General features: G+C 71.1%; 24 protein-coding genes and 1 pseudogene. 10 read left to right on the forward strand and 15 right to left on the reverse strand.

Annotated elements, in window-relative coordinates:
- Positions 1 to 42: 42 nt before the first annotated feature.
- From ACGFJ2_RS21435 to ACGFJ2_RS21465, 7 genes are all read right to left on the reverse strand, one after another.
- Entirely contained in the window at positions 43 to 861 is an 819-nt protein-coding gene (locus tag ACGFJ2_RS21435) for an ABC transporter permease (RefSeq protein ID WP_357938998.1), read from the reverse strand.
- Positions 858 to 1,805 carry an ABC transporter ATP-binding protein gene (locus tag ACGFJ2_RS21440; RefSeq protein ID WP_357939000.1) on the reverse strand — a complete coding sequence of 316 codons (948 nt, stop codon included), beginning with the start codon at positions 1,803 to 1,805 and terminating at the stop codon, positions 858 to 860. The genes ACGFJ2_RS21435 and ACGFJ2_RS21440 overlap by 4 nt, the downstream gene beginning before the upstream one ends.
- Complete coding sequence (locus tag ACGFJ2_RS21445) at positions 1,802 to 2,227, reverse strand: lasso peptide biosynthesis B2 protein (RefSeq protein ID WP_358176070.1); 426 nt, start codon at positions 2,225 to 2,227, stop codon at positions 1,802 to 1,804. Before ACGFJ2_RS21445 ends, ACGFJ2_RS21440 begins: the two co-directional genes overlap by 4 nt.
- Positions 2,224 to 2,484, reverse strand: a complete 261-nt coding sequence (locus ACGFJ2_RS21450; protein WP_357939004.1) for a lasso peptide biosynthesis PqqD family chaperone — start codon at positions 2,482 to 2,484, stop codon at positions 2,224 to 2,226. The genes ACGFJ2_RS21445 and ACGFJ2_RS21450 overlap by 4 nt, the downstream gene beginning before the upstream one ends.
- Positions 2,484 to 4,316, reverse strand: coding sequence for an asparagine synthase-related protein (locus tag ACGFJ2_RS21455; protein ID WP_357939006.1), 1,833 nt, complete (start codon positions 4,314 to 4,316; stop codon positions 2,484 to 2,486). The genes ACGFJ2_RS21450 and ACGFJ2_RS21455 overlap by 1 nt, the downstream gene beginning before the upstream one ends.
- A 15-nt stretch (positions 4,317 to 4,331) precedes the next feature.
- On the reverse strand, positions 4,332 to 4,463 hold the full coding sequence (locus ACGFJ2_RS21460) for a lasso RiPP family leader peptide-containing protein (RefSeq protein ID WP_357939008.1): 132 nt from the start codon (positions 4,461 to 4,463) through the stop codon (positions 4,332 to 4,334).
- A 163-nt stretch (positions 4,464 to 4,626) separates the two neighbouring features.
- Entirely contained in the window at positions 4,627 to 6,282 is a 1,656-nt protein-coding gene (locus tag ACGFJ2_RS21465) for an IucA/IucC family protein (protein ID WP_393470723.1), read from the reverse strand.
- Positions 6,283 to 6,335: 53 nt separating this feature from the next.
- Here ACGFJ2_RS21465 and ACGFJ2_RS21470 point away from each other — a divergent pair, with 53 nt between their 5' ends.
- Positions 6,336 to 8,069, forward strand: coding sequence for an IucA/IucC family protein (locus ACGFJ2_RS21470; RefSeq protein ID WP_393470726.1), 1,734 nt, complete (start codon positions 6,336 to 6,338; stop codon positions 8,067 to 8,069).
- Between the two features lie 12 nt (positions 8,070 to 8,081).
- Here ACGFJ2_RS21470 and ACGFJ2_RS21475 read toward each other — a convergent pair whose 3' ends face one another.
- Complete coding sequence (locus ACGFJ2_RS21475) at positions 8,082 to 9,122, reverse strand: Gfo/Idh/MocA family protein (RefSeq protein ID WP_393470728.1); 1,041 nt, start codon at positions 9,120 to 9,122, stop codon at positions 8,082 to 8,084.
- A 7-nt stretch (positions 9,123 to 9,129) separates the two neighbouring features.
- Positions 9,130 to 9,855 carry a ThuA domain-containing protein gene (locus tag ACGFJ2_RS21480; RefSeq protein ID WP_357939016.1) on the reverse strand — a complete coding sequence of 242 codons (726 nt, stop codon included), beginning with the start codon at positions 9,853 to 9,855 and terminating at the stop codon, positions 9,130 to 9,132.
- 265 nt (positions 9,856 to 10,120) lie between these two features.
- Here ACGFJ2_RS21480 and ACGFJ2_RS21485 point away from each other — a divergent pair, with 265 nt between their 5' ends.
- Positions 10,121 to 10,774 (forward strand): hypothetical protein, encoded by a 654-nt coding sequence (locus tag ACGFJ2_RS21485; RefSeq protein ID WP_357939018.1) that lies wholly within the window; start codon positions 10,121 to 10,123, stop codon positions 10,772 to 10,774.
- A gap of 6 nt (positions 10,775 to 10,780) precedes the next feature.
- Here the strand turns inward: ACGFJ2_RS21485 and ACGFJ2_RS21490 are convergent, their stop codons facing one another.
- Entirely contained in the window at positions 10,781 to 11,743 is a 963-nt protein-coding gene (locus ACGFJ2_RS21490; protein ID WP_393470731.1) for a GlxA family transcriptional regulator, read from the reverse strand.
- A 98-nt stretch (positions 11,744 to 11,841) separates the two neighbouring features.
- Here ACGFJ2_RS21490 and ACGFJ2_RS21495 point away from each other — a divergent pair, with 98 nt between their 5' ends.
- Both ACGFJ2_RS21495 and ACGFJ2_RS21500 read left to right on the forward strand, forming a co-directional pair.
- The gene (locus ACGFJ2_RS21495; protein WP_393470734.1) at positions 11,842 to 12,228 is read left to right on the forward strand and encodes a hypothetical protein; all 387 of its coding nucleotides are present in this window, start codon (positions 11,842 to 11,844) and stop codon (positions 12,226 to 12,228) included.
- Positions 12,229 to 12,269: 41 nt separating this feature from the next.
- Positions 12,270 to 12,701 (forward strand): nuclear transport factor 2 family protein, encoded by a 432-nt coding sequence (locus tag ACGFJ2_RS21500; protein ID WP_357939024.1) that lies wholly within the window; start codon positions 12,270 to 12,272, stop codon positions 12,699 to 12,701.
- A 1-nt stretch (position 12,702) separates the two neighbouring features.
- Here ACGFJ2_RS21500 and ACGFJ2_RS21505 read toward each other — a convergent pair whose 3' ends face one another.
- Complete coding sequence (locus ACGFJ2_RS21505; protein ID WP_393470737.1) at positions 12,703 to 13,722, reverse strand: LacI family DNA-binding transcriptional regulator; 1,020 nt, start codon at positions 13,720 to 13,722, stop codon at positions 12,703 to 12,705.
- Positions 13,723 to 13,894: 172 nt separating this feature from the next.
- Here ACGFJ2_RS21505 and ACGFJ2_RS21510 point away from each other — a divergent pair, with 172 nt between their 5' ends.
- Positions 13,895 to 14,404, forward strand: a complete 510-nt coding sequence (locus ACGFJ2_RS21510) for a SigE family RNA polymerase sigma factor (RefSeq protein WP_393470740.1) — start codon at positions 13,895 to 13,897, stop codon at positions 14,402 to 14,404.
- Positions 14,401 to 15,588, forward strand: a complete 1,188-nt coding sequence (locus ACGFJ2_RS21515) for a hypothetical protein (protein WP_393470743.1) — start codon at positions 14,401 to 14,403, stop codon at positions 15,586 to 15,588. Before ACGFJ2_RS21510 ends, ACGFJ2_RS21515 begins: the two co-directional genes overlap by 4 nt.
- Positions 15,589 to 15,603: 15 nt before the next feature.
- Here the strand turns inward: ACGFJ2_RS21515 and ACGFJ2_RS21520 are convergent.
- From ACGFJ2_RS21520 to ACGFJ2_RS21530, 3 genes and pseudogenes are all read right to left on the reverse strand, one after another.
- Positions 15,604 to 17,522 (reverse strand): annotated as a pseudogene (locus ACGFJ2_RS21520) (substrate-binding domain-containing protein).
- The gene (locus ACGFJ2_RS21525; RefSeq protein ID WP_393470745.1) at positions 17,512 to 19,008 is read right to left on the reverse strand and encodes a sugar ABC transporter ATP-binding protein; all 1,497 of its coding nucleotides are present in this window, start codon (positions 19,006 to 19,008) and stop codon (positions 17,512 to 17,514) included. The pseudogene ACGFJ2_RS21520 and the gene ACGFJ2_RS21525 overlap by 11 nt, the downstream one beginning before the upstream one ends.
- A gap of 227 nt (positions 19,009 to 19,235) precedes the next feature.
- Positions 19,236 to 20,168 carry an alcohol dehydrogenase catalytic domain-containing protein gene (locus tag ACGFJ2_RS21530; RefSeq protein ID WP_393470748.1) on the reverse strand — a complete coding sequence of 311 codons (933 nt, stop codon included), beginning with the start codon at positions 20,166 to 20,168 and terminating at the stop codon, positions 19,236 to 19,238.
- Between the two features lie 182 nt (positions 20,169 to 20,350).
- On the opposite strand from ACGFJ2_RS21530, the gene ACGFJ2_RS21535 reads away from it, so the two are divergent.
- Positions 20,351 to 21,382, forward strand: a complete 1,032-nt coding sequence (locus ACGFJ2_RS21535; RefSeq protein ID WP_357657101.1) for a LacI family DNA-binding transcriptional regulator — start codon at positions 20,351 to 20,353, stop codon at positions 21,380 to 21,382.
- A 14-nt stretch (positions 21,383 to 21,396) separates the two neighbouring features.
- Here ACGFJ2_RS21535 and ACGFJ2_RS21540 read toward each other — a convergent pair whose 3' ends face one another.
- Entirely contained in the window at positions 21,397 to 22,887 is a 1,491-nt protein-coding gene (locus ACGFJ2_RS21540) for an alpha-N-arabinofuranosidase (protein WP_358176052.1), read from the reverse strand.
- A gap of 117 nt (positions 22,888 to 23,004) precedes the next feature.
- Here ACGFJ2_RS21540 and ACGFJ2_RS21545 point away from each other — a divergent pair, with 117 nt between their 5' ends.
- The 3 genes from ACGFJ2_RS21545 to ACGFJ2_RS21555 are packed head-to-tail and all read left to right on the forward strand — an operon-like array spanning position 23,005 to position 26,086.
- Entirely contained in the window at positions 23,005 to 24,336 is a 1,332-nt protein-coding gene (locus ACGFJ2_RS21545; RefSeq protein WP_357939042.1) for an extracellular solute-binding protein, read from the forward strand.
- Positions 24,333 to 25,256: a sugar ABC transporter permease gene (locus ACGFJ2_RS21550; protein ID WP_357939044.1), complete on the forward strand. Its 924-nt coding sequence runs from the start codon at positions 24,333 to 24,335 to the stop codon at positions 25,254 to 25,256. The genes ACGFJ2_RS21545 and ACGFJ2_RS21550 overlap by 4 nt, the downstream gene beginning before the upstream one ends.
- Positions 25,253 to 26,086, forward strand: coding sequence for a carbohydrate ABC transporter permease (locus ACGFJ2_RS21555; RefSeq protein ID WP_357939046.1), 834 nt, complete (start codon positions 25,253 to 25,255; stop codon positions 26,084 to 26,086). The genes ACGFJ2_RS21550 and ACGFJ2_RS21555 overlap by 4 nt, the downstream gene beginning before the upstream one ends.
- The last annotated feature ends 28 nt before the right edge of the window (positions 26,087 to 26,114 follow it).

Here is a 26,114-nt window from a genome sequence, read left to right on the forward strand (position 1 = left end):
GGGGAGGAAGACGGTCCGTCGGGCTGGGGTCTCTGGACGGCCTCAGTGCGGGCGGGAGAGGCGGCGGGCGGCCAGGAGGAGGGAGAGCAGGCCGACCCCGGCGGTGACGGCGAGCTCCATGAGGACGGGCGAGTGGACGGCGGCGGGCTCCGGCCGCGCGAGGTAGGGGGCGATGGTCCGCCGGAGCAGGTCGATCACGTAAGTGAGCGGGTTGGCCATCATGAGAGCGGTCAACCAGCCCGGCAGGCCCGCGATCGGGAACAGCGCGCCCGACAGGAACACCAGCGGCGTCAGCGCGCACCCCAGTGCCGCGTGGAAGGACGGTGTCGGGGAGATGACCACGGCCAGCAGAGCGACGAACGCGGTCATGGCGAACGCGATCAGCGCCATCTCGGCGACCAGGGCGAGCATCAGCTCAGGCGCGTACGGGATGTGCGCCACCCCCGCCAGACCCAGGACGAACACGCCCTGACAGGTGGCCACCGTGGCGGCGCCCGCGCACCGGCCCGCCAGCAGGCTCACCCGATGGACGGGCGCGACCAGCATCTCCCTGAGGAAGCCCGCCTCGCGGTCGACCGCGACGGAGGCGCCGATGGCGATGGCGGGCGCCTGGACGGTCATCAGCAGTACGCCGGGAAACAGGTAGGTGAGATAGCCGTCACCGCCCGGGAGCATGGCGCTGAGCCCGGTGCCGAGGACCAGCAGGTACACGACCGGCTGGACCAGGGTCATGATCAGACGGGCGGGGTTGCGGACATAGTGGAGCAGTTCGCGCTGCCACACCACGTGGGCGGCCCGCGTCTCCCACCAGAGCCGGCGCAGGAGACGTGACCAGAGGGAGGGACGGGCGTCCACGGTCACGGCCACACCCCCGGACGTGCCGCGCCGTCCAAGGTCCGGCCGGTGTAGCGCAGGAACACCTCGTCGAGGCTGGGACGGCGTACCTCGATCGAGTGGACGGGCACCCGCAGCACGGTGCACACCCAGGGGATGGCGGTGGCCGCGTCGGTCACCTGGACGTACAGGCCGTCAGGCCCCCACGCGCTGGACAGGCCCAGATAGTCGGACAGCGTGGCGGCCGCGGCCTGGTCGTCGCCGGTGCGCAGATGGATGCGGTCGGTGCCGATCAGTCGCTTCAGCGCGGCCGGTGAGTCGTCGGCGACCACCCGGCCCCGGTCGACCATGGCGATGTGGTCGCAGTATTCGGCCTCCTCCAGGTGGTGGGTGGTCAGGAACACGGTGATGGCCCGGCGATGGCGCAGCTCGCGCAGGTGCTCCCAGATCTCCGCGCGGGCCTGCGGGTCCAGGCCGACCGTGGGTTCGTCGAGGAACAGCACCCCCGGCTCGTGCAGCAGCCCGCGGGCGATCTCCAGCAGGCGTCTCATGCTGTCGGACAGGGTGCGTACCAGCGTGTCGCCGCGGCCGGTCAGGCCCACGAGGTCCGCGGCCTCGGCCACGCGGCGGCGCGCGTCGTGCTTGCCCAGGCCGTAGAGGGTGGCGTGGAAGGCGAGGTTCTCGCGGACGGTCAGGTCGGCGTCGACGGTCGGCTCCTGGAAGACCAGCCCGATGCGCCGGCGTACTTCCTTCGGGTCGTCGCGCACGTCTATGCCCGCGACGAGGGCCCGGCCGCCGCTGGGCCGCAGCAGCGTCGACAGCATCGAGATCATGGTGGACTTGCCGGCCCCGTTGGGCCCGAGGAAGCCGAACATCTCCCCGGCCTCGACGTTCAGGCTGATCCCGCACACAGCGCGCATGCCCTGGTAGGACTTGCGCAGCGAGCGGGTGTGGATCGCCCCCGGCCTCATGGGGCGGTCGGGGGGGCCGCGACGGTCATGATCGGCCGGTAGTAGCCGGCCGGGTAGGGCTCGCCGACGGGCTGCCCGTTCACCTGTACCCAGGCGTGCGCGCGGAACGGCTCCACGCGCACCCCCGCGCACCAGGTGGGCCAGGTGCCCCGGAGCCGGCACAGGATGGCCGTCGCCAGCGAGCGCTGCAGGCAGGCGGGCCCGGCGCAGCGCGCGCTCACAGCGACCACGTCGTCCCTGGCGGCCAGGGCCTGCGCGGCGGTGGCGGCGACGGCGCCGCGCCGGATCACCCCCAGGACGCGCCGGATGCGGTACGGCCTGAGCCCGGCCAGTGGCCGGGCCGCGGCGACGGCAAGGAGCGCCGCCGATGTCCTGGCCGGCGAAACCCGAGCGCGTGACTCGGAGGTCATCGGGTGGCTCACGGCATCACCAGTCCGGCTCGGCGCAGGGCCGCCAGCAGGTCGGCGACGTCGCGGTCCGCCTGCTCGACGGACAGCCCCGGGTGGTTGCCGGTCAGCCTCTTGGACACCTCGCCCGGAGAGGCGCCGCAGAGCAGGGCGCGCAGGACCAGCGTGGCGGTGGCGTTGAGCTGCCAGTAGCGGCCGGTGTGCTCGTCGAGCAGCACCATGCCGTCGATGGAGTGCGCGGCGGACACGCCGCCGCGCAGGCTGAAGGGCATCAGGAGTCTCCCGTGGTCATGGCCGGCATCCGGTGTGGGGTCAGTGAGCGCAGCCATATCTCGCAGGCGAGCGTCTGCGACAGGGGTTCCATGACGTGCGGCCGCGGGTGCACGCCGAGCAGGGCGGCACGCAGGGCGCCGGTGTCGATCAGCCCGAGCCGGCCGAGCTCCGACGCCTCGAACAGCTCCAGCACGCTGTCACGATGGCGCCGCCAGCCGGCGTAGAAGTCGGCGCCGTACTCGCCCTTGGTCGAGCGCTCGAGCATCTCGGCCGGCACGACGCCGTCCATCGAGGCCGCCAGCAGCGGCTTGTAACGGCCGAGGCCGGCGCGCTCCTCCGGGCGTACGGACAGGGCGGCCTCGATCACGGCGTCGTCCAGGTACGGCGCGGCGTACGGGAGACCCAGGCGGGAGGTGGCCTGGTCGATCTGGCGCAGCCCGGCCCCGCCGGTGCGCGCGTAGAGCAGGGTCTGGTGCTGGGCTCGTAGCGGCGACAGCGGCGCCGGGCGCGCGGCGGCGATCCCGGCCAGTACGTCGCGGGCCGCGTGCACGGCGCAGGCGGTGGCCCAGGGCGGCATGCGCAGCGGCGGTCCCCAGGCCATCGAGTAGGGGTCCGCGGCCGCGGGCGTGGTGCTCAAGTCGGTGACGCAGCGCTCCAGCCAGGCCGGGTGGTCGGTGCGGTCGGCCAGTGCCCGCAGCATCCGCCACCAGGAGCTGCGCCAGCGGGCCCGGCGGGCGCGCAGGTGCGCGGGCGCCGTGAACGGCCGGTCTCTGACCAGGTCGTGAAGATAGGGCGGAAGTGCCGAGAACAGCTCGTCGCCGCCGACCCCCATCAGGTGCAGCCGGGAACCGGCGGTGCTCAGCCGCCAGGCCAGGTCGGCCAGCCGTGCCGCGTCGCGTACCCAGCCGGAGGGTTCCTCCATCGACGGCTGGGGCTCGGTCAGCCCGGCGAACCACAGCGGGAGCTCGTCGCTGCCGATGACGTGGTGCGTCGCATCCGGCAGGCCGGTGGCCGCGCGGAAAGCCCAGGCCGGGTCGTCGTTGCCGGGGTCCATGCCCTCGCAGTGCACGGTGATCAGGCTTGCCCGGCCGCGGGCGGCCAGGAAGCAGAGGCTGGTGGAGTCGATGCCGCCGGACAGGTCGGCGCTGATGGTGCCGCCGTCGGCGGTGCACGCGTCCACGGCGCCGGTCAGCGCCTCGCGGAGCGCCGTCGCCCCCTCAGCCAGGGGCAGGGCCGGTTCGGGTGGGTGCCACCAGGTGCGGATGCCGGTCATGCCGGTGGGCTCGATCAGCAGCGTACGGTCGGGCGGCAGGCAGCTGACGTCGCGCCACACACCGAGGTCCTGCAACGGGCCGACCACCCCGCTCGGCAGCAGCCGCGTGGCCAGCACCCGCTCGTCGATCCGCCCGCCGGTCGCCCACGCGAGCACGTCGGAACGGCTGGCGGCCACGGTCACACCGCGTACGCGGGCATGGAAGACGCGGCGGACGGCCGAGGCGGTGCCCCGCACCGCGACCCTGCCGTCGATCGAGGCGACCAGGTGGAAGCTGCCCGTCAGCCCCGCGACGACCTGCTCGATCCGCTCGACGTCGGGTATCCGGGCCAGCCGCAGGGCCAGGTCAGTGGCGGTGACCGGGCAGCGCCCGATCACCGCCACCCGTGCCGCTCCCGCCGCCGCCAGACGGATCTGGTGGCCGGGCCAGTCCCCGATCAACCACGGCCGCCCGGAGGCGTGGTCGATCACCTGACTGGCTCCAGGAAGCAGCACGCCTGCCGCGGCAAGACCGGCTTCACCGTCGGGGAGGACGGCGAACCACATCTCACCTAGCACCGATGCTCCCGCCCGTCAGCCGGAGAACCACTGGAACGGCTGGGGGGCCCAATCAAGGACGAAGCCTGACGGGAAACCACGCGTCAGGTCGGCGAAATCGCCGACTTCGGCCAGGGCCGGCGGCTCGTACGCGGCTGGTGTGTACATGACCTTCTCCTTTCAGAGATGATGTCGGTCACGCCCATGTCTATCTACCTGGCACTGTCACTGACAGTAGCTATTCGGTTACTAATAGCGATGACCATGGTCACGGTTTCTGTGCCGACCGGCTACTGGCCCCCAGATGGCTGGGGACGGGCACGCAGAGGGGTCAGTAGGGACGGGCACGCAGCGGGGGTTGGGGACGGGCGAGCAGCGGGTTGGGGACGGGCACGCAGCGCATCTCGCCGCCGTCGGCGCCGAGCCAGCGCAGCAGCAGGTTGGCCTTGGCGGGCACGTGGCCGGCGGCCAGCAGGGTGCGGACCTCCAGGTGGTCCGCCGCGTACCCGGCGAGCAGATCTCTGGCCCGCGCCCACAGCTCGCCGCCGAGGCCCGGGTGACGCTCCTCGATCGCGCCGGCGATCTCCCAGAGATTGTTGGTCACCAGGCAGTAGACCAGCCGCTCCCAGCCGTAGGCCGCGCTGACGCCCGGTGTCGTGTCCGGGTGCCGGTCAGCGACCAGCTTGACACCCTCGTGGTCACGGAAGATCACCTGCGCCGGGGCGCCGGTGGCGTCCACGCCGATCAGTACGTTCTGCAGGTGGCACTCCAGGACCACACCGTGACGCAGGTACGCGTGCAGGACCGGTGGGACGACGTGCTCCAGGTAGCCCTGCCACCAGGCGAGCGCCCGGTCCTCGTCGAGGCCGTCGAGCGGGTTGCCGGGAAAGCCCTCGCTGACACCCGCCGCCAGCAGCGCCGTCAGGCCGGGCCGCAGGTGCGCCCCCAGGCCGTCGCGCACGACCACCGCCAGCGCCTCGCCGCCGTCGCCATCGCCGAGGTTCACGGTGCGGTAGCCCCGGTCGGAGAGTACGGACGGTCTCGGCAGGTGGGCGGGCAGGTCGTCGAAGACCTCCCGCAGCCGGCGGTCGACCGAGGTGAGTTGGCGCAGGTCGCGGGCCCAGAGGCGGCGGACGTCGTTCGTGATCCGGACGTCGAGACTGAACTTGCAGAACAGGTCCACGTCGGGCAGGTACACGGTGCGCAGCGAAGAGGTGGGCACGGCCATGGCGGTGGTTTCGCCGAGATAGCGCAGTCGGCCGTCCCGAACGGCGGCGGTCTCGCCCAGGTTCTGCAGCCGTCCGTCCCGCAGGGCGGTGTGGCCGCCCAGCAGCTCCAGTTGCCAGGGGTGGGCGGGCAGCAGGAGGCCGCCATCGGGCGGCGGCGGTCCAAGGGCGTCCAGCGCGGTGGCGTCGCCCTCCTCCAGCACGATCTCGGGCGCCAGCCCGAGCAGGATCAGCGGGAAGCGGGCGCGGGCCTCGGGCGCGTAGGGGAGCCAGGCGTCCGGACCGAGGCCGCCACGGGCCTTGGGAGCCGGGTGGTAGCGGTGCCCGGCGACCAGGGCCTGCTCGGACCGCAGGAACAGCTCGGTGGGCTCGATGAACGGTCGGGTGTTCGACGTGGGGGTGCGCCGGGTGGACAGCAGAGTGGCGACGACGTCCCTGCTGTGGCGGATCTCGCCCGCGAGGGTGTCGTTGGACACGCCGGTGTACGCGGTCAGCTCCTCGGCGGTCAGCGCCACCAGGCGGTCCAGGGACAGGGGGAGCCAGCCACCGGGCGTGTACAGGGCGGGGTGGCCGGGGTAGCGTCCGGCGCGCACGCGCAGCAGGTGTCCGGTCGTGGGCAGACGGTAGGTCCGGTGGCCGTCGTTCTGGCCGCACTCGGGGCTGACCACTTCGCGGACCAGGCAGTTGAGGAGAGCCGTCATCGTGAGAGCGTCGGCGACGGTCACCTGTGCCGCGTCCGGCCCCTCGGGATGGTGCGCCATCGCGGATCCCTCACCACTCGTATCGGTGGTCATACACGGGGTAACTACCCGTTATGAGTATTGAAGTGGAGGATCCCCCTCAAGGTCGGGCAGAAGCGGAATTTGCCGCAAAGCTGGCACAGGTCCGTCCCGGTCTGGCCGCCGCCTACGCCGAGGCGCTGCCGGGGGCGCGGGCCACCATCCTGGGCCTGCTCTGGCGGGGGCTGCTGTACGAGCCGGTGCCCGGGTTGGCCGGGCGGGAGGGCCCGGACGGGCGCGAGGGCGCGGTCAGGCAGGACGGCGTGGCCAGGCACGACGGCGGGGCCTGGCGTGAGAGCGCGGCCGGGCGGGTCCGGTTGGCCGATGGGCGTCTGCTCACCGGGCCCAGCCGCATGGCGTACGACCTGGGGGCGGGGGAGGACTCGGCGGTGCTGCTGGACGGGCGGGCTTACCCGCGGCCGGGCGAACTGCTGGCCGCGCTCGGGCTGCCGGGATCGGAGCGCTTCGGCGCCGATCTGGACCGCAGCGTCGCCTCCCTGGCGCTCGCGCGTGCCGGAGCCAGGCTGGGGCTGGGGACCGAGGCGGAGGAGGGGTCGCTGGAGTGGTTCGAGCAGAGTGTGGTGGACGGGCATCCGTACCATCCGTCCTGTCGTAACCGGCCCGGGGTGTCGCTGGCGGAGCAGTTGGCGTACATGCCCGAGCACCGGCCCGTCGTCGATCTGGATCTGGTGGCGGTGCCGGCGTCGCGGTGCGTGGTCATCGGGGCCTGGCCCGACTGGCTGCGCGACGGTGACCGGCTGCTGCTGCCCGCCCATCCGTGGCAGAGCAGGCATGTGCTGCCGGAGCTGGGGTTCCGGCCGTTCGTGGCCGGCGGGATAGCGGCCCGGCCGCTGATCTGCGTACGTACACTCGCGCCCGTCGGCGGCGGGCCGCATTTCAAGACGGCGTTCTCCACGCGGCTGACGTCCAACGTACGGGACATCTCGCCGGGCTCGATCCGGGACAGCGCGCCGCTCTCGGCCATGCTGGTGCATCTGGCCCGGCGGCTGGGCGGGCCGCTGCGGATCACCCGCAATCTGGCCGCCGCCTGCGCGGTGGTGGATGGCGAGCCCAGCGCCGACCTGGCGGTCCTGGTGCGCGAGTCGCCGACTGAGTACGCGGGCGCGGGCGAGACGGTGCTTCCCGTGGCGGCCCTCATCGTCCGGCCCACGTCCGGCGGCCCGCCCTTGATCCACGGCGTCGTCCAGTCTCTGTCCGGCGGTCCACGCCTGGGTGCGGCCGTGGAGTGGCTGGGGGAGTTCGCGCGGCAGGCGTTGGAGGCGGCGCTGGGGCTGCTGGTGTACGGCGTGACGCTGGAGGCGCATGGGCAGAACCTCCTGGTCGTCCTGGACCGTCACGGTCGCCCGATCCGCCTGGTCTACCGGGACCTGGCCGACATACGGGTCAGCCCCGCGCGCCTGCGCCGCAACGGCCTTACGCCGCCCCCGCTCAGCGCTCGCCTCATCACCGACGATCCGGACGAGCTGCACGCCAAGCTGTTCGGCTCGCTCGTCGGCACCACCTTCAGCAGTCTCGTCTCGGCTCTCGGGCAGGGCGACCGGGAGGTGGAGGAGCGGCTGTGGGCGGTGGTGGCGGCGGTGGCCGGTCAGGTGTTCGACGACCTGCCCGCCACCGCCGACACCCGTGCCGACCGGGCAGCGCTGTTCGGCCCGGAGCTCCCTGTCAAGGCGCACACGGTGATGCAGTTCGAAGGCGGCCCCACCGGCGACCGCTGGGCCCGGCTGCCCAACCCGCTGTCGCGGACCTGACCCACGCGCCCCTCAGACGTCGAAGCCCACCGGCACCCGGGCCCCCGTGCGGGCCGACTCCAGGGCGGCCGTCACCATGGCCAGGCTTCGGATGTTGTCGTGGCACTCACCCTGCGGCGGCCGCCCAGTACGCAGCCCGGCCAGGAACTCCTCCAGCCCTTCCGCCAGCCCGCTGAACCGGGCCCGCCCCGGGTACCGGTCCGGTTCGGGTGGATGTCTGCGTACCTTGTGGCCATTGGCCCCTTCCACCGTCGGCCGCCGTTCGCCGTCCCAGCGCGCCGTGCCGTGCGTGCCGGCGGCCCGCCAGCTGCCGGTCCAGGACGTCGCCTGGCCGGGAGCGGACCAGCTCCCCGTGAACGTGTAGCGGAGCCCGCCGGTCATCTCGAAGATCGCCGTGGCGGAGCAGGCACCGGGATACCAGGTCCACGCCGGCCGGAACGACTCGCAGTAGACGCTGACCGGATCGGCCCCCGACACCGCGCGGGCCGCGTCGAACAGGTGGATCGCCATGTCCTGTAACAGCGGGTGCTCCAGCGTGTCCAGGAACGGCGGCCCCTTGTACGGCATGAAGAACTCCGAGGTCAGCAGTCCGAGCGGCCCGAGCTCGGCCACCGTCCTGCGGAAGGCCACCAGGTTCGGCAGGAAGCGGCGGTTCTGGTTGACCGCGAACAGCCGCCGCGCCCGGTCCGCCGCGCTCACCATGCTCCGCGCCTCGTCGAGCGTGATCGACATGGGCTTCTCGCTGAGCACCGACACGCCGCGCTCCAGGGCGGTGACGGTGACCTCGCGATGAGCCCCGGGGACGGTGCAGTTGACGATGAAGTCGGGCTCCTCGCCGTCGAGCACGGCGGTGAGGGAGGCGCTGACGGGCAGCCCGTCCAGGCCCAGGACGGCGGCGGAGGCGCGGGCGCGCTCCTCGGCCACGTCCACCCAGCCGACCAGTTCGGTGCCGGGATGGGCGAGCAGTTCGGGTGCCCATTGGCCGCCGATGTACCCGGCGCCGACGACCACGGCCCGCAGAGGACGGTCCTCATCGAGGGTTATGAAGGTCATGCGGCTCCTACCAGGTGATGGGGGTGTGGGCGTTCCGCAGAGGGTCGCCGACGCCGGACGCGGGGGCGGCCCACAGCACCGCGTTGGCCAGCACGCGCCGTACGTCGGGGTGGTGGTAGACCGGGTGCCCCTGGTCGCCGGGGCTGAAGTAGAAGACCCGGCCCAGGCCCCGGCGGTAGCAGCAGCCGCTGCGGAAGACCTCGCCGCCGCTGAAATTGCTGACGAAGACCAGCTCGTCGGGCTCCGGGATGCCGAACGGCTCGCCGTACGTCTCCTGCTCACCGATGACCAGCGGCCGCGGTACGCCCTCGGCGATGGGGTGGCCGGGGGCGACCGTCCAGACCAGCTCGCGCTCGGCCGCGTCGCGCCAGGTGAGCGAGCAGGTGGTGCCCATCAGTTTGCGGAAGATCTTCGAGTAGTGGCCCGAGTGCAGCACCAGCAGGCCCATCCCGCCGAGCACGCGCTGATGCACCCGCTCGACGACCTCGTCGGACACCTCCTCGTGGGCCATGTGCCCCCACCAGGTGAGCACGTCGGTCTCGGCGAGAACCTTCTCGGACAGCCCGTGCTCCGGTTCCTCCAGGATCGCGGTGCGCACCTGTACGCGGTCGCCGAGCCGCTCGGTCAGGCCGGCGGCGATCGCGCCGTGAATGCCCTCCGGGTAGCGCAGGCGTACGTCCTCCTCGCGTGGCTCGTGGTAGTTCTCGCTCCAGACGGTGACCTTGATCGGCATCCGTGTGCCTCCCCGAGGGGCCCTGCGGCCCTCTGAACGTCGTGGACCCTTTGTTGGATGGTTCTCGCCGCTATCGGGGGCGTTGAAGCCGGTTTCGGGGGAGAGGATGACCCCGATGTGCCTTTCGTGGCGATTCAACGGCCAGGTGACTCCGCTGGCCGTAAAGCACGGCCACATCCGGCCGGTGGCGGGGTCATCTGCGCTGATCCTCTTTCGCGGATGATGAGCTGAAGGTCGCAAAGCCGCATGTTGCCCAGGAGCGCCCATGTCCACGATTGAGACGCCGGAATCCCAGCAACGCCCCGCCGAGCCGCCGGTCATCGAAGAGCCGGGCCGCCGCAGGTGGGTGACCGCGGGGATCGGCTCGGCCGTCGCGCTGGTCGCCCTGGCCGCGGCCGGGTACGGCATCTTCCAGACCGTCTCGGCCAAGCCCGCCCAGCCGTACGGCGGGACGCCGCCCTGGTCCATCCCGGACGACCCGGCCCCCGGGATGAAGGCCGCCGGTCTCACCGCCGGGCCGATGGGCACCGCCGAGCACTACCACGCCCATCTGAGCCTCTTCGTGGACGGCAGGGAGGTGGCGGTCCCGGCCAACATCGGGATCGAGGGGGAGGACATGACCCCCGTACACACCCATGACGGCCGCGGCGTGATCCACGTCGAGTCCCGCGCCAAGGGCGAGGTCTACACCCTCGGCCAGATCTTCAAGCAGTGGGGCGTCACCCTCTCGGCGAACCAGATCGGCGCGCTGCGGACCGGCAACGGCAAGGTGCTCACCACTCAGGTCGACGGCAAGCCGTTCACCGGCGACCCGGCGAGCATCGTGATCAAGGCGCACGAGCAGATCTCGCTCGTGTACGGCGTGCCGGACCCGTCCTTCAGCCCGCCGACCAGCTTCACGTTCAAGGCAGATGAGTAGGAGTACTCACGCCGATCGCTGCGTCAGCCGGTAGCGCGACGGCGGGATCCCGTAGCGGTCCACGAACGCCTGCCGCAGCGTCTCGGCCGTGCCGAAGCCGCAGCGGGCCGCCACGCCGGCCATGGGCAGGGTGGTCGAGGCCAGCAGGTGGGCGGCCGCCTCCGTACGGGCCTGCCGGACGAACCGGCCGGGCGTCTGTCCCAGGTCCTTGATGAACAGCCGGGTCAGGTGCCGCTCGCTCACCCCGGCCTCGGCCGCCAGCGTGGCGGTGGTCAGGTCGGCGGCCAGGTGGCTGGTGACGTACTCGGTCACCTGTCTGACCAGCTTGTCCTCGCCCGCCGGCGCGCCGGTGAAGATGCTCATCTGCGCCTGGTTGCCGGGCCGTTGCAGGTAGGTCACCAGGGTGCGGGCGACCTTCCTGGCCAGGTCCGCGCCGTGGTCGTCCTCGATGAAGGCCAGCGTGAGGTCGAGAGCGCTGGTGACGCCGGCCGCCGTGATGACGTTGCCGTCGCGGATGAAGATGGGGTCGGGGTCGAAGGTCACCGAGGGGTGCCGGACCGCGAGGTCGCGCGCCCACTCCCAGTGCGTGGTCACGCGCCGGCCGTCCAGCAGGCCCGTCGCGGCCAGGATGCCGGCTCCCGTGCACACCGACGCGACGCGGCGGCTCTCGCGGGCGAGGCGTCGCAGGTGCGCCAGGATCGGCCGGTTCTCCGCCGCCTCCTGGTGGCCGATGCCGCCGACGACGACGACCGTGTCGAGGGGGCCGGTGACGCGTTCGAGGACTTCCTGGGCCTGCAGCGTCAGTCCGGTGCCACAGGTGATGGGGTTGCCGCCGAGGGTGGCGAGCCGCACTTCGTACAGGGGGCGGCGGGCGTGGTGGTTGGCCGTCACCAGGGAGCTGGTGATGCAGGCGATGTCGAGCAGCTCCGCCGCCGCGTATCCGATGACGATGATCCGCCGTACGGTCATGGCCAGACCCTACGTCGGAAGGACCGGGACCCCAAGTTTCCGGACCTGTCGATTTGCCCGCCTTTTGGCGGGGAGACGCGGGGTGGGACAGTCGGCGCATGACACAGAGATCATGGGGCCGATTCGCCTGGCATTACGTGGAGATGGTCATCGCGATGTTCGTCGGGATGTTCGTGCTCGGCTTCCTGTTCGACGCCGTCGGGCTCGGTCTGTCGTACGACCGGGATCCCGAGCCGGCCTACCTGCTCATGGCGTTCGACATGTCCGTTGGCATGGCCGTCTGGATGCGCTTCCGGGGTCACGGGTGGGCCGGCACGCTGGAGATGTGCGCCGCCATGTTCGTGCCGGTCGTGCCGCTGTTCCCGCTGCTGTGGCTGGGGGTCGTCGACGGGATGGGGCTGATGATGGCCGCGCACGTGGCGATGTTCCCGCTCATGCTGCTGGTGATGCTGCGCCGGCGCGACGAGTACGCCCACGCGCACTGAACCGGCTGGCGTTTGTAGCAAGCGTTTGGTTGGATCGCCGTATGGACGACCGCGAGATCGCCGACCGCCTCCAGATCGCCGAGGTGCTGGCCCGCTACGCCTACGCCATCGACTCGGGGGACTGGGACCTGCTCGACGAGGTGTTCACCCCTGACGCGGTGATCGACTACCAGACGGCGGGCGGCATCCGCGGCACGCGGGCCGAGGCCAAGATCTGGCTCGCCGACGTCCTGGCCAACTGGCCCGGACGGCTGCACCTGATCGGCGCCACGAGGATCGCCTTCGAGGCCGGCGAGGCCCGCGTGAGCGCGGCGTTCGCCGACACTCTCGCTCCCTCGCGCGAACTGGTCTCCGCCGACAGCAAGGGGCTGATCCAGGGCGGGGGCTGGTATCACCACCGGATGCTGCGCACCGCCGACGGCTGGCGGAGCCGCGAACTCGTCGAGGAGCAGTCCTGGCGCACCATCCAATGAGTCAACGCTGGTCGATCAGCACGGCGCCGGTGCTGCCGCGCGGAGTCAGCCTGGCCGCCTGGTCCTCGAACGGGGGGACGGTCTCGCCCGCGATCAGGGCCAGCAGCCGCTGGGCGGCGTGCGCTCCGTACGCCGGGATGTCCCGGGTCAGCGCGGTGAGCGGCGGGCGGACCACCTGCGCGAGCGGGGAGTCGTCCCAGGCGACGATCGACAGGTCACGCGGCACGTCGAGCCGCATCTCCTGGGCGACCGACAGGCCCGCCACCGCCATGATGTCGTTGTCGTAGACGATCGCGGTGGGCCGCGCCGCCGAGCTGAGCAGCCGCCTGGTCGCCCTGGCGCCCTCCTCGCCCGTGTAGTTGGTGTGCACCGTCACGTGCTCGGCCGCGCCCGCGCACGACTCCGCGAACGCCCGATCGCGTACGGCCGTGTGGACCAGGTCAGACAGTCCGGCGACGCGGGCGATGCGGCGGTGCCCGAGCGCGACGAGATAGGCGATGGTCTCGCGGATCGCCTCGCCATCGTCGGACCAGACCGCCGGCAGCGGGCCCGACTCGGCGGGATGGCCGATCACCACGACCGGCATGCCCAGCTGCTCCATGGCGGGCACCCGGGCGTCGGAATAACGCAGGTCGACGAGGAAGGCGCCGTCCGTGCGGCTCTCGCCCCACCAGCGCCGGTAGACCTCTATCTCCTGCTCATGGTCGGCGACCACCTGGAGCATCAAGGCGTACGAGTGGTCCGCGAGCTCGCCCTCGATGCCGCTGATGAGCTCCATGAAGAACGGCTCGACGCCCAGGAAGCGCGCGGGACGGCACAGCGCGAGCCCCACAGTGTGGGCCCTGGCGCCGTTCAGCGCGCGGGCGGCGCTGTTGGGCCGCCAGCCGATCTCCTCGGCGATGGCGACGATCCTCGCCCGGGTGGCCTCCGACACCCCCGGCTGACCGTTGAGCGCGTAGGAGACCGCCACCTTGGAGACTCCCGCCCGGCTGGCGATGTCGGCGATCGTCGGTCTCTTCACGAAACCCTCCTGTGAACCGGTTATCTTCCCAAACTCTAGGTCACCTACTCCAATTGTCAGTGGCCCCGTCAAAAACGCTTATCCGGTTCAGTCAGAAATAGTACTCGGCAGAGGCATAGCGCGGCAGGCTCCCCGGCGTCTGAGGGCTGATATCAACCCTTTGGAGGTGATCGTGGACGCTGCGGACGAGCAAGGCTTCCGCGAGTTCGTCTCTGCGCGCTCTCCCGCCCTGATGCGGCTCGGCTTCCTGCTCACCGGTGGTGACCAGCACGGCGCCGAGGACTTGGTCCAGACCGCACTGACGAAGCTGGCGGCGAAATGGCAGCGGGTCGAGGCGCCCGAGGCGTACGCCAGGCAGATCATGTACCGCCAGCAGGTGAGCTGGTGGCGCGCGGCCAACCGGCGCGGCGAGGTCGTCCAGGCGGCCCCGCCAGACCTGCCGGGAGCGGACCGCACGCACCAGAGCGAGCTGCGCATGGTGCTGCGCGGCGCTCTGGCCAAGCTCACCCCGAAGCAGCGCACGATACTCGTGCTCCGCTACTTCGAGGACCTGCCCGACCACCAGGTCGCCCGCGAGCTGGGGTGCTCGGTCGGCACGGTCAGAAGCACCACGCACCGATCACTTGCCCGGCTGCGGCTGATCGCCCCCGAGCTGGCCATGGAACTGGAGGCCGCGACATGAGCCGACTGCTTCGCGACACCCTGGAGGAGTGGGCCTCAGAGGCGCGGGTCCCGCACGACCTGGCGGACCGGGCGCTACGGAGGCGCGCCTGGCTGCCCATCGGCGCGACGGTGCTGGCGGTCGGGCTGGCGGTGGCCGTCGCCGTGTTCGCCTTCGGCCTGCGGGGCGACAACACGACCGTGCGCCCGGCGACCGACGGTGTGAGTGTCCCGGTCAGGCCGACGGTGACCTCGACCGACGTACGCGGCGACGAGGAGAACGCGCCGCCGCGGAAGCTGGTCGCGGCCGGGAACGTGGCCTTGTCCGCGTACTACGTCACCAAGACCGAGAAGCTGGAGGACAACTGGGTGCGCGCCCGGCGCGTCTGGTCGCTCTACGACCCGCGCGATGACACCTATGAGCAGACCCCCTGGGCCTGGGTGGACGTGGCGCCGGGACTCCAGCTCGCCGCGGTGGTCGGGGGCGACCTGATCGGCAAGCAGGTGGGCATCCTCGACATGAACACCCGGCAGGTCAAGGCCTGGATCGGGCTGGAGCACGCCGTCGGGTCGGTGGTCTGGTCGCCCGACGGCACCAAGGTCCTGGCCACGGCCTACTCCGAGTACCCGGACCGGTGGCAGGTCCTGGGGAAGGATTCCAGGTCGATGCCCGAGTCCACGCGGATCGGCTATTACGTCATCGACGTCGCCACGGGTGAGGCCGACTACCACGAGCTCGGGCCGATGAGCAGGGACGGGTCTCCAGGCAACTCGAACGCGCGCCAGGATCTCGGCTGGAGCCTGGACGGATCGCTGCTCTGGCAGCCCAGCACCACCGGGACGGACAAGGCCTTCCTCGACCTCGACGGCGAGCAACGGGAGGCGCCGGCCGGTGACCAGTACGTCTACCACACCGGCAGGTCGAAGGTCTCGCCCGACGGCAAGCTGGTCCTCGGCCGCGACGGCCTGCCGACCCGCATCACTGACCGGTCCGGAGAGGTCGTCGGCAAACAGAAGGTGCTCCAGCTGCTCGCCTGGGCCGACAACGACAACGTGGTCGCGCTCGGTTGCGCGGGCAAATGTGGGAACGAGTTCGACAACGGTCTGGTGCTGGTCAGCGTCGACGGCTCCCGGGTGACCCGGCTCACCGGTAGCCATGACAGGAACAACGACCCCTGGAACTGGGTCCTCACGCCCAGAAACTAGCCATCTGGACGCCGGTCAGTCGATCTTGAACTCGTCGACGTTCTCCGTGGTCGCGACCTTCACCGGCACGGCCACGGTCTTTTCGATCTTCTCGCCCTTGGCGGCCTTGACCGCGGCGGCCACCGCCTGCTGGCCGAGCAGCGCGGGCTGCTGGGCGACGCTGGCGTTCATCGTGCCCGCCTTGACCGCCTTCAGGCCGTCGGGGGTGCCGTCGAAGCCGACGACCTTGACCTCCTTGCCCGCCTTGGCGCCCAGGGCCTTGATCGCGCCCAGCGCCATCTCGTCGTTCTCGGCGAACACGCCGTTGATGCCGGGGTTCGACTGGAGCAGGTTCGTCATGACGTCGAGGCCCTTGGTCCGGTCGAAGTCGGCCGGCTGCTGGGCCACGACCTTGATGTTCGGGAACGCCTTGATCCCCTCGGTGAAGCCCTGCCCGCGGTCGCGCGCGGCCGAGGTCCCGGCCACGCCCTGCAGCACGACGACCTGGCCCTTGTGGCCGAGCAGCTCGGCCAGTTCCTGGGCGGCCAGTTTGCCGCCCGTCACGTTGTCGGAGGCCACGGTCTGCGTCACCTCGGCGCCGTTGACGCCGCGGTCGGCCGCGATGACCGGGATGTTGGCGCGTTGCGCCGCCTTCGCCGCGGGCGCCGCCGCGTCGGAGTCGACCGGGTTCAGGATGATCGCCTTCATGGCCTGGCTGGCGAAGTTCTGGACCTGGTTGACCTGCTGGGAGGCGTCGTTCTGGGCGTCGGTGACGGTGAGCGTGGCGCCGACTCTCTGGGCCTCGGCCTGCGCGCCGTCGCGGAGCTGGACGAAGTACGGGTTGTTCAGCGTCGACACGGACATGCCGATCTTGACGTTGGCTCCGCCCGGTGAGGCGGAGCTGTTCGAGCCTGACGGGCCGGCGGAGCCACAGGCGGTGAGGCCGAGCGCGAGAGCGGCGCCGGCTATGACGAGCGCGGGAATCCGCATGATCTATCCCTTTCCTATGACATCCCCCTGCGCCGCAGCGTGTCGACGAGGACCGCGAGCGCGATGACCACGCCGATCACGACCTGCTGCCAGAAGGCCGAGACGGAGAGCAGGTTCAGGCCGTTGCGCAGGACGGCCAGGATGAGCGCGCCGACGAACGTGCCGAGCGCCCGGCCCTTCCCGCCGGACAGGCTGGCGCCGCCGATGACCACGGCCGCGATGGCGTCGAGCTCGTAGCCGGCGGCGGCCTGCGGCTGGGCCGAGGCCAGGCGGCTGGCCAGGACGATCCCGGCGACCGCCGCGAATCCGCCGGACAGCGCGTACGTGATGAGCTTCTGCCGGGAAACCTTGATGCCCGACAGCCGGGCGGCCTCCTCGTTTCCGCCGATGGCGTACATCGCGCGGCCCACATAAGTCCGGTTGAGTATCACGGCCGCGAGGGCGCCCATGACCAGCATCACGAGGACGGGGACCGGCAGGTAGCCGCCGATGGTGTCGCCCAGGTGGGAGACCGCGTCCGGCATCGGGATGGGGCTGCCCTGGGAGATGACCAGGGCCAGGCCGCGGGCGATGCCGAGCATGGCCAGCGTGGCGATGAACGGCGGCAGCTTGCCGTACGCGATGAGAGCGGCGTTGACCAGGCCGCACGCGACGCCGACCACCAGGGAGACCACGGTGGCCAGCGGCCAGGGCAGGCCGGGGACGGCGGCCGTCCACGCCAGGACGATCGCGGAGAGCGCGGCGACGGACCCCACCGACAGGTCGATGCCGCCGGTGACGATGACGAACGTCCCGCCGAAGGCGAGGATCGCGGTGACGGCCGCCTGTACGCCCACGTTGAGCAGGTTCGTCACGCTGAGGAAGTCGGACGACAGCAGCGACAGCGCCACGACCAGCACGACCAGCGCCACGAGCGCGCCGTTCTCGGCCAGCCAGGACCGCCGGAGGAAGACGTTACTGACCACGGGGACCCGCCACCTCGGCGACCGCCAGCGCCATCACGCCGTCCTGGGTGGCCTCGGCCGCGGACAGCTCGCCGACCAGCCGCCCGCGCGCCATCACCAGGATCCGGTCGCTCATCCCGAGCACCTCGGGCAGATCGCTGGAGATCATGAGCACCGCGTGCCCCGACGCGGTGAGCTGGTTGATCAGCTGGTAGATCTCCACCTTCGCGCCCACGTCGATGCCGCGGGTCGGCTCGTCGAGGATCAGCACCCCCGCGTCGGCCTCCAGCCACTTGCCGATGACGACCTTCTGCTGGTTGCCGCCCGAGAGCGTGCGTACCTCCTGGGCCAGGCCGGTCATCCGAATGCCGAGCTGTTCCGCGACCTCCGCGGCGGCCCGGCGCTGCCCGCCGCGGTCGACGAATCCGGCGCGGGTGGCCTCGCGCATGGTGACCAGCCCCAGGTTCTCGCCGATGTCCGCGCCCAGGACCAGCCCTTGGCCCTTGCGGTCCTCGGGGACCAGCCCCAGGCCGGCCTCCATGGCCGCGACAACGTCGCCCGGCGCGGGCCGCCGGCCGCGCACGGTGACCTCGCCGGTGTCGTAGCGGTCGGCGCCGAACACCGCCCTGGCCACCTCGGTACGACCGGCGCCCACCAGCCCGGCCAGGCCGACCACCTCGCCCGCGCGCACCTCGAAAGAGACGTCCTCGAAGACGCCCTTGCGGCCGAGCCCGGTGACCTTGAGCAGCGGCTCGCCCGTCTGGCCGCGCCGGCGCGGGAACTGCTGGTCGATCGGGCGGCCCACCATGAGGCGGACCAGCTCGTCCTGGGGCGTGTCTGCGGGCACCTCGCCGACCGATCGGCCGTCGCGCAGCACGGTCACGCGGTCGCCGATCTCGGCGATCTCCTCCAGGTGGTGGGTGATGAACACGATCGCCACCCCGTCCTCACGGAGCCGGCGGACGATCGAGAACAGCTTCTCGACCTCGCCGGTGGTGAGCACCGCCGTCGGCTCGTCCATGATCAGGACGCGGGCGTCCAGGGCGAGCGCCTTGGCGATCTCCACCATCTGCATGCGCGCGATGCCCAGCCGGGCGACCGGCGTACGCGGATCGACGTCCACGCCCACCCGCGCCAGCAGTTCCACGGCCCGCTCGTGCATCTTCTTGGTGTCGACGAAGCCGAACCTGCGCGGCGGCCGGCCCAGCGACAGGTTCTCGGCCACGCTGAGCTCAGGGACCAGGTTGAACTCCTGGTAGATGGTGGCGATGCCGAGCCGTTGCGCGTCGCCGGCCGTACGGATGTGCACGACTCGCCCGTCGAGCAGCACGCGGCCCTCGTCCGGGTGGTAGGCGCCGGAGAGCATCTTGATGAGCGTGCTCTTGCCCGCGCCGTTCTCACCCAGCAGGACGTGCACCTCACCGGCGCGTACGGTCAGGTCGACGCCGTCGAGCGCCAGCACACCCGGGAAGCGTTTACGCAGGCCCTCGGCCCTGAGAAGCTCCACTCCACGATGGTGTCCGCCACCGCGCCGACCATTCCGCGAACGCGCAGGTAAAAGGCAGGTTTTTACGAGGAAAGTACCCGTCTGGCACGGTGGCCGCTCATGTCAGCCTCGGTACGAGCCGGCGCGCGGCCGTCGAGGTTGACCATGCCGTGGACCGCGACCCGGAGCCGGGACACCGGCGGGTAGCGGGACAACGGCGGGTCGGCTGGGCACATGGTTGCCACCTCTCAGGGGATCAGGAGGGCCTTGACCGGGGTGGTGTGGCCGTTCATCAGAGTGGTGAAGATGTCGGCGCCCTGGTCGAGGGGGTAGGGGTCGGTCCAGCTGAGGTCCCATCCGCCGACCAGGTCGATGGCGGCGGTGAAGTCGCCGTTGCCGTAGGCGAAGGAGCCGAGGACGCGTTTCTCGGTGCGTACGAGGTCGGTGGCGTCGAAGCCGGGGTCGGCGGCGGCCAGGCCGAGCCATACCGTCACGCCGCCGGGGCGCAGGTGGGTGAGGGACTGCTCGTGCGTGGCGGCGGCGCCGACGGCGTCGAAAATGACGTCGTACTCGCCGGTCAGCTCGGGACCGGTGGTGGCGCCGAGCCGGGCGGCGATGGCCAGGCGTTCGGGTGCGCGGTCGGCGACATGGACGGACGCGGCCTTGCCGGCGAGGGCGGTGTGGAGGCAGGTGAGCCCGATGGCGCCGGCGCCGATGACGCCGACGCGGGCTCCGGCGGGGTGGCCGGCCAGGCGCCAGGCGTGCACGGCGTTGGCGGCGGGCTCGACGAGGGCGGCGGCGGTGCGGCCGACGCCGTCAGGCAGGGGGATGACGGCGGCGGTGGGTACGGCGACGCGTTCGGCGAAGCCGCCGGGCCGGTGAATGCCGAGGATCTTCCGGTTCCGGCAGATGTTGGGCTGCCCTTGGGCGCACAGGTCGCAGGTGCCGCAGGCCAGGATGGGGTTGACGATGACGGCCTGTCCGTCGTCGGTGTGGCCGGTGAACTCGTGTCCCATGATGAGGGGCGGCACCCGGAAGCCTGGTGTCCTGACGCCGTGCAACTCGCTGCCGCAGATGCCGGACGCGGCCACGTGGACGAGCACCTCGCCGGCGCCGACCACGGGCTCGGGCACCTCGCGCAGCTCCACGACGCTCGGACCGGTGAACACCAGGGCCTTCACGCGCACCCCTCTCTTTTCCGTATTTCGTCTATTCCGTATTACGGAATGCCATTCCGAATCAGCGCTAGCAGACCATTGCCGGGAAGGAGGTGTCAAGTGCCCGTTCGCGTGTCCACACTGCGGTCAGCGATCCACACCTGCGCGACCTGCCTGTTAGCGTTATCGCGGAGGTGGTGATCCGCATGGCTGGGGGATCGGACGGCAAACCGCGCACCAGGCCCGCCGTGCTCGGCGATGTGGCCGCGCTGGCCGGCGTCTCGGCGATGACGGTCTCGCGGGTGCTCAACGCGCCCGACCGGGTCCGCGCCGAGACCAGGGAGCGCGTGCTGGCCGCCGTGCGCGAGCTGGACTACTGGCCCAACTCGGCTGCGCGCCAGCTGGTCACGGGCCGCTCCGGCGTGCTCGGCGTGGTCAGCATCGACACCACCCTGTACGGCCCGGCCTCGACCCTCTACTGCATCGAGCAGGCGGCCCGGCTGAGCGGCTACACCGTGAGCATCGCCAGCCTGAGCCTGCTCAACCGCAAGTCGATCGAGGAGGGCGTGCACCGCCTCCGGTCCCAGTCCGTCGACGGCGTGGTCATCGTCGCGCCCCACGAGTCGGCGGTCGACGGGCTGCGCTACCTGCCGCCCGATCTGCCGGTGGTCGCCGTCGACGCGGGCAAGGAGGTCCCGGTGCCGGTGGTGATGGTCGACCAGCGGGCGGGCGCCGCGCGGGCGACCCGCCACCTGCTGAGTCTCGGCCACGAGACCGTCTGGCACCTGAGCGGGCCGGTCGACTGGATCGACGCCAGCGGCCGGATCGAGGGCTGGCGAGGAGCCCTGGAGGCCGAGGGCCGGCCGGTGCCCGAGCTGTTACGCGGCGACTGGAGCTCCCGCTCGGGCTACCAGCACGGCAGGCGGCTGGCCGCCGACCCCTCGGTCACGGCCGTCTTCGCCGGCAACGACCAGATGGCGCTGGGCGTCCTCAGGGCGATGCGCGAGGCCGGGCGCCGGGTGCCGGAGGAGGTGAGCGTGGTCGGCTTCGACGACATCCCCGAAGCGGCCTACTTCTGGCCCCCGCTGACCACGGTCCGGCAGGACTTCGGCGAGGTCGGTCGCAACGCCTTCCACCTGCTGCTCGACCAGATGGCCGGCACGAAGCGGGAGACCCAGCGGCTGGTGGAGCCCGAGCTCGTGGTCAGGGAGAGCACGGGCGCCAGCCGTACGAGGTGATCAGCCAAGAGTGATCAGCCGAGGCGGATCACGTTCCAGGAGACAGGGGGCAGCAGCACGCGCAGGGGATCGTGCTGGACGTCCGGGTTGGTCCGAGGGGCGACCGTGTCCGGCGCCTCGGCGGTGTTGCGCGCGTAGACGTCGGGGCCCGACAGCGTGGTGGCCTCGACGACGCGGACGTCGCCCAGCGACCGCGCGTCGATCTCCAGGGAGAGCGGCTCGTCGGTCGAGCGGTTGACGGCGAAGATCACGGTCTCGTCGCCGGAGTGCGTGGCGACGGCGTGCAGCAGCGGCACCTCGCCGTACTCCTTGGTGTCGTGGCTCGGAGAGGTCGCCTCGACGCGGAGCACGTCGCCGGCGGCCAGGCGGGACGCCTGCGCGAAGGGGTGGAAGGTGGTCTGCTTCCACGCCGATCCGCCGGGCGAGGTCATGATCGGCGCGATCACGTTGACCAGCTGGGCCAGCGAGGCGGAGGTCACCCGGTCGCTGTTGCGCAGCAGGGTGATCAGCAGGCCGCCGAAGGCCACCGCGTCCGCCAGGTGGTAGTGGTCCTCCAGCAGCGGCGGCGCGACCGGCCAGTCCCGTGGCGGCTCGGCGGCCTGGAAGCGGGACAGGTACCAGACGTTCCACTCGTCGAACGAGAGGTTGATCTTCTTGCGCGACTTCAGCCGGGCTCCGACGCTGTCGGCCGTGGACACGACCGACTGGATGAAGTACTCCATGTCGGTCGAGCAGGCCAGGAAGCTCGCCAGATCGCCGTCCTTCTCCTCGTAGTAGGCGTGGCAGGAGACGTAGTCGACCACGTCATAGGTCTCCTCCAGCACCGTGGCCTCCCACGCGCCGAAGGTCGGCATCGACGAGGCCGAGCTGCCGCAGGCGACCAGCTCCAGATCGCCGTCCACCATGCGCATGGCGCGGGCGGTCTCGGCGGCCAGCCGGCCGTACTCGCGGGCGGTCTTGTGGCCGGTCTGCCACGTGCCGTCCATCTCGTTGCCCAGGCACCACATCCGGATGCCGTGCGGCTCCTTGGCGCCGTTGGCGATCCGCAGGTCCGACAGTGTGGTGCCGGACGGATGGTTGCAGTATTCGAGCAGGTCAAGGGCCTCGGCGATGCCGCGCGTACCGAGGTTGAGCGCCATCATCGGCTCCACCCCGGCCTTGCGGCACCAGCGGACGAACTCATCCACCCCGACCTCGTTGGTCTCGGTGCTGTGCCAGGCCAGGTCCAGCCGCCGGGGCCGCTCGGCGACCGGCCCGATGCCGTCCTCCCAGCGGTAGCCGGAGACGAAGTTGCCGCCCGGATAGCGGACCGTGGACACGCCCAGCTCGCGGGTCAGGTCGAGCACGTCCCGGCGGAAGCCGTCCTCGTCGGCCGTCGGGTGGCCCGGCTCGTAGATGCCGGTGTAGACGCACCGGCCCAGGTGCTCGACGAACGTGCCGAAGGTGCGGCGGCGTACCGGGGCCACGCGGAAGGCGGGGTCGATCGTGAGATGTGCTTCGTGCACTGTGCAGACTCCTCGGAAGTGATGCCTAGATTGTTAGCGCTCTCATAGACCTGGTCAAGGCTCTTGACAGCTCACGTGTTACCGCAAACACTCGGGTAACCCGAAAAGAGGCCGCTCATGGAAGGTCCCTCGTCCGTCTCCCGCCGCCACCTCCTCGGTGGCGGCCTCGCTCTTCTCGGTGCCGGCGCGGCCGGCTGTGCGATCCCCGTCGGCCTGGGCTCGGCCCAGCGGCGGGTCCGCTACTGGCACTTCCTCGGCGCGAGCGACGGCATCATCATGAACCGGATGGTCGGCGCGTTCGCCAAGGCCAACCCCGACGTCTTCGTCGAGGAGAACGTGCTCGCGTGGGGCGAGCCGTACTACACGAAGGTCGCGATGGCCGGAGCGGGCGGGCGCTCGCCCGACCTGGCCACGTTCCACCTGGCCCGCCTGTCCGGGATCGGCGCCGGCCGGATACTCGACCCGATCAACGTCGACCTGCTCGCCAAGAACGGCCTGCGGGCCGCCGACTTCAGCCCGCCCATCTGGGAACGCGCCCACGTCAACGGCGAGCTGTACGCCGTGCCGTTCGATGCCCATCCCATGGTCCAGTACTACAACACCGACCTCTCCCGCCGGGCCGGCCTGCTCGGCGACGACGGCAAGCTGAAGCCGACCACCGGGACCGACGAACTGCTGGCCATGCTGCGCAAGGCCAAGGACGCGCTCGGCGGCAAGCCGCCGCTGGTCTTCGATGCGCTCGGCCTCGGCACGGTGGGCCCGTGGCGGGTGTGGGAGTCGCTGTACGCGCAGAGCGGCGGCACGCTGGTGTCGGACGACGGCACCCGGATCACCCTCGACGACACCAAGGCGCTGACCGCGCTGCGGTTCATGCGCCAACTCGGCCAGGAGGGGCTCTGCAACCCCAAGACCGACTACGGCGCGTCCGTGGCCGCCTTCACCAACGGCCTGGCGGCCTTCCTGTGGAACGGCGACTGGGAGACGACCGGGCTCAAGGAGCGCAAGACGCCGTTCAGCATGGCCCGCTTCCCCAGCGTCTTCGGCAGCGGCGCGGCCCAGGCCGACTGCCACTCGTTCGTGCTGCCGCACCAGCGCAACCGGGACCCGGAGACCGAGGCGGCGACCTACCGGTTCATCGCCTACCTGGTCAAGCACAGTGCCGACTGGGCGGTGGCCGGGCACGTGCCCGCCTACCTGCCCGCGCTTGAGGAGCCCGCCTACCTGGCGCTGCAGCCGCAGTCGGAGTACCGCTCAGTGATCACCGAGGTCGCCCTGGACCCGAAGGTGTGGTTCGCCGGGTCCGCGTCGCGGCTGTGGATCGAGTTCGGCGGCGCGTTCTCGCCGGTCATCAGCGGGGCGCGGACGCCCGAGCAGGGCCTGGAGACGGCCAAACAGGCGCTGCGCCGGCTCATGTCAGCCCCGAACCCCTTCCCCGCCAAGGAGGGATGATGGCCACCACTGCCGCCGCTCCCGTCACCACCACTCCCGTCGCCCACGTCCAGGTACGGCGCCGCTGGACCCAGCACGGACTGCTGTTCGTCGCGCCCTTCCTGGTGATCTATGCCGCCTTCCTGGTGTGGCCGACCGTGCTCGGCCTCCGGATGAGCCTGTCGAGCGTCAACATCGCGGGCGGCAACAACGAATTCGTCGGGTTCGCCAACTACGCCGAGGCGTTCGGCGACCCCAGAATGTGGCACTCACTGTGGAACACCGTGGTGTTCACCGTGCTGAGCACGATCCCGCTGGTGCTGCTCGGCCTGGGGTTCGCCCTGCTGGTGCACAACCTGCGCTTCCTGCAGTGGCTGTGGCGGCTGTCGTTCTTCGGGCCGTTCCTGCTGCCGTCGGCCGTGGTCGCGGTGCTCTGGCTGCAGATGATCTATCCGCCCGAGTACGGCCTGCTCAACGGCACTCTGGGCACCGACGTCCTCTGGCTGGGCGACCCGGGCGTGGCGATGTGGTCGATGGTGCTGACCACTGTCTGGTGGACGGTCGGCTTCAACTTCCTGCTCTACCTCGCCGCCCTGCAGTCGATCCCCCAGCACCTGTACGACGCCGCCGCGATCGACGGCGCGACGGCGTGGACCAAGCTGCGCTCGATCACGCTGCCGCTGCTCGGCCGGACGACCGGGCTCATCGTGATCCTGCAGCTCCTCGCGTCACTGAAGGTCTTCGACCAGATCTACCTGATGACGAACGGCGGTCCCGAGGAGGCCACCCGGCCGATCATCGAGTACGCCTACGAGGTCGGCTTCTCCGGCTACCGCATCGGCTACGCGTCGGCCATCACCTACATCCTCTTCGTCCTGATCGTCATCGTGTCGCTGGGGCAGCTCCGGCTGCTCCGCAAGCGCGAGGAGGCCCTGTCATGACCAAGCGGTTCAGCCCCTCCCAGATCATCCTGCTGGTCGTCGCGGCGGCGCTCGCCATCGTCTGGCTCGCGCCCCTCGCCTGGGCCGTCGCCACCTCGCTGAAGCCCGAGAGCGAGACCACCAAGCTGCCGCTCCAGTGGTTCGGCAGCGAGCTCACCCTGGACGCCTACCGGCTGGTGCTGGCGACCGGCGGCATCGTCAAGTGGGCGATCAACTCGACGGTCACCGCGGTCGTCGTCACCTTCATGACCGTGCTGTTCTCGGCGATGGCCGCGTACGGGTTCGCGCGCACGCAGTTCCGCGGTCAGCGGGTGCTCCTGGCGGTCATCCTGGCCGGGATCATGGTGCCGCCGCAGGTGCTCATGGCGCCGCTGTTCGCCGAGATGGTCTCGCTCGGGCTGGTCGACACCTGGTGGTCGATCATCCTGCCGCAGGTGGCGGCGCCGCTGATCGTGTACATCCTCTACAAGTTCTTCCAGGACGTGCCGCTGGAGCTGGAGCAGGCGGCCTTCGTGGACGGGGCCGGGCGCTGGCGGGTGTTCTTCACGATCGTCCTGCCGCTGTCGCGCCCGGTGCTCGCGGCCGTGTCGATCTTCACGTTCATCACGACGTGGAACAACTTCCTCTGGCCGTTCTTGGTCTCGACGGACCCCAACACGATGACGCTCCCGGTCGGCTTGGCCAACGTGGTGCAGGGCACGTTCGGGCTCCGGTACGCGCAGATCATGGCCAGCGTGGTGTTGGCCGGGCTGCCGCTGCTGGTGGTCTTCGTCCTCTTCCAGCGCCAGATCATCCGAGGAGTCGCCCACACCGGCCTGGCCGGTCAGTGACACCGGGTATCCCTCCGGGGCAGCTTCT

The organism is Nonomuraea sp. NPDC049028, assembly GCF_043197735.1.
Taxonomy (GTDB): Bacteria; Actinomycetota; Actinomycetes; order Streptosporangiales; family Streptosporangiaceae; genus Nonomuraea.